Origin of the sequence: Peribacillus aracenensis, from assembly GCF_025175645.1 — a bacterium.
Lineage (GTDB): Bacteria > Bacillota > Bacilli > Bacillales > DSM-1321 > Peribacillus > Peribacillus aracenensis.
Map to the genome: position 1 here is coordinate 1 of NZ_JANZMJ010000077.1, position 2875 is coordinate 2875.

General features: G+C 36.1%; 2 protein-coding genes. Both read right to left on the reverse strand.

Features of this window, described 5'->3' with window-relative positions:
• Positions 1-383 precede the first annotated feature (383 nt).
• A complete protein-coding gene (locus N0M92_RS28930; protein WP_260289007.1) occupies positions 384-1796 on the reverse strand; it encodes a DUF4179 domain-containing protein in 1413 nt (470 codons plus the stop codon).
• Positions 1789-2328, reverse strand: a complete 540-nt coding sequence (locus N0M92_RS28935) for a sigma-70 family RNA polymerase sigma factor (protein ID WP_260289008.1) — start codon at positions 2326-2328, stop codon at positions 1789-1791. The genes N0M92_RS28930 and N0M92_RS28935 overlap by 8 nt, the downstream gene beginning before the upstream one ends.
• Between the last annotated feature and the right edge of the window lie 547 nt (positions 2329-2875).

The following is a 2875-nucleotide window of genomic DNA, read 5'->3' on the forward strand; positions in this document are numbered from 1 at the left end:
TGGAGTTTAATCCCTTTATAGAGCCTTAGTATCAGATTCCTGTTCGTCGAGCCAAGATTTTATTCCACGCTTCCTCCAGCCCTTACCTCACGATAAGTACCTTGCGCTTCCTTAGTGGTTGGTCGATGTGTACCCCCACAGTGGACTTTCACCACCTAGATAGTTGCCATGCCTGGCACACAAGAAAAAGCTGTCTTTAAGACAGCTCCAATCTTCAGCTAACGCACCCTATAGTTTAAGTGCAATATTTCACAAACTTCTAACTAATAAAAAAAAGACGGTGACTTACATAAGTCATCGCCCCGATATTACTAATTATTCAATGCACTAGTAGAATTCCACTCGTCAACTATATGGTCCCTAAAATGAGCTACTTTAATTGTTTATTCATTCTCCACTGGAAGTACAACAGTAAATGGTTTTAATTCCTTAGCTGGGACAAAGCTTGAAAAATCAAATAGCAACATTGTATTTTCCAGCTTAAAATTCTCAATCCTTTCTTCTCCGTTTAAGTCAAAAGTAGATTGGAAGTGTGCTGTTGCCTTATCAATCATTTTTACTTTATTAAAGGGAATACCGTGGTTTTTAGGTGGCCATGGATTTTCCGGGTCGATCTTAGTTAAATATTCCTTATCAACCAACCAGAAAAGGTATTTCAAATTATGGTTAATTGTTTCAAGTTTACCTTTACTCAAATTCTTCGGGAGCCCTGTAAGTTGATAATCTATTACCAATTTCTCACCTTTTTGAGTAACATCATTTACCTGCAGGCCTAAATTGAACCGTGTGCTTTTTAAGGTGAAAGATTTAATATTCAAAAGCTGTTGTGCTTTTGGATCTGCTGCAGATAACTGAGGATAAAAGGTAAGTGAAGAAATATCTGAATTGAGCTTGGTCATTTCTCTTCTCATTGTACTTTGATATCCATCTTCTTGTTCTGACTCATCAAGTAAAGTTCCATCTCCAAACCTATACACTTTTCCTTTATTATCAACTGCTTTTATATAAATATCATCACCTTTGTATTTCTCAACGGTCTCATATATAAGTGATGATGATGCCTTTGCAGTTAGTATCTCTTTAATACGGATTTTTACCTCGTCTTCCGGATATCCTTGCTCTTGATTAATAGCAAGTGTACGATTTTTTTCTTGTTGAATTGGAATATCAAAATTCCATTCACCTTTTATCCCGTTGATATTATGAATCGTTATGGGAAGAGTAAAATTCTCCTTAAATGATTTATAAGGATATACCATTTTCCATTGAAAGTTATATCCATTTTCCACTTTCTTAATGTCATTTGACTTTCCATTTAGCCAAGGGTCATGATCCCCTTTATTGTGTTCAAAGTTTACATCAAAGCTTACTTCTCCTTTTTCGTTATGCCCCTTTTCCACATCTTCATCTACAAATCCTGTAATTGATACTACATTGCCATCAAAGTAAGCGCTGGTCAGTTTTACAGTCACTCCATTTTTAGTTAAGGACTGATTTAATTCTGTCACTGCATCTTGATTCGCAAGTTCAACGCCCATTGAATCATTGAATTCTTGAAAAATCCCGCCTATTAAAGGGGTATTAGCCAATACTTTATTCATTGTAGGATTAACAAATCCAGAAGCAATGGTGATTCCAAGAAGAGCAGCTGCAGCAGCTGAACCTGCAAGAACTTTCTTTTTCTTTATTTTCCTACCTTGCCCTGACATTTTTAAGCCTTTATCAATAGCGTCAAACACTTTTTCTTTTGGTACAACTATTTTTTCAATAGCACTTTTTACTTCTTTGTTATCCATTGCATTTGCCCTCCTCTTCTTTATAGGATTTTTTTAATTCGGCTTTCCCCCTGCTTAAATAAGTTTTTACAGTCCCTTCGGGGATCTCCATGATTTCACTAATGGTTTTAATAGAATAATCATAGTAGTAAAACAAAATAATGGCGGATCTATAATTCCCTTTTAACTGTCCGATCGCATTTAATAGATCTATTGCTTCGTCATGACCTGAATGATAGGTTACCGTTAAATTAGACAATACTTCGTCTGTTAGCCGCACAATATTATTTCTTTTCTTAAGGATTTGGCCAGCACAGCGGATAATGATTTTTGTAAGCCAAGTCATAAAATATTCCGGATGCTTTAACGAATGAATACTCGTAAAAGCTTGATACGTTGCCTCTTGAACGACATCTAATGCATCCTCTTCGTTATGTACATATAGATAAGCAGTCCGGTAGGTTCGTTCATAGTGCTGCTTTATGAGTTGTTCAAAAGCTTTTTTATTGCCCCTGATTGCTTTTTTAACCATCTTATCATTCTCAAACTCCATCTCTCTCTCTCAACTCCTTTCAACTATTAGTGGAATATATCTTCAGAAAAAGTTTCAAAAAGTTAAAGTATTTTTAGAAAAAGCATAACATGCAAATAAAAACCTAAGTTTAAAAAAATAAACAGAAACCACTTTGCGATTTCTGCTTATTTATACTGTTGCTTTTTTTTGATAGCTTTTGAATTTGTTGAGTGTATTCTGCAACTCAAAGGTGTTGTGAGTTTACACTTTATTCTACAAAATAGCTTATTGAACTCCCTCAGTTTAATAGATAATGCTCACGAATACTCGCTTATTCGCAGGATTTCAAACCACATGGTATAGGTTGCTTTAGATGAACGAAAGAGATAAGACCGTTTTGATAAGATGAGGGCAGATTGAAATAGGGGATCTGTTGAAAATCCCATATTATTACATATGCTGCACGCATTCTCCACGCTGCCCCTGGAGGCTTTCCCTCCCATGTCTCAACGGGTCATAATCCTATGCCCTTTCATTCCTTCGTCATGCCTATCCAAGGGGTGAAGGCCGGTTTTGCTAACGGAAC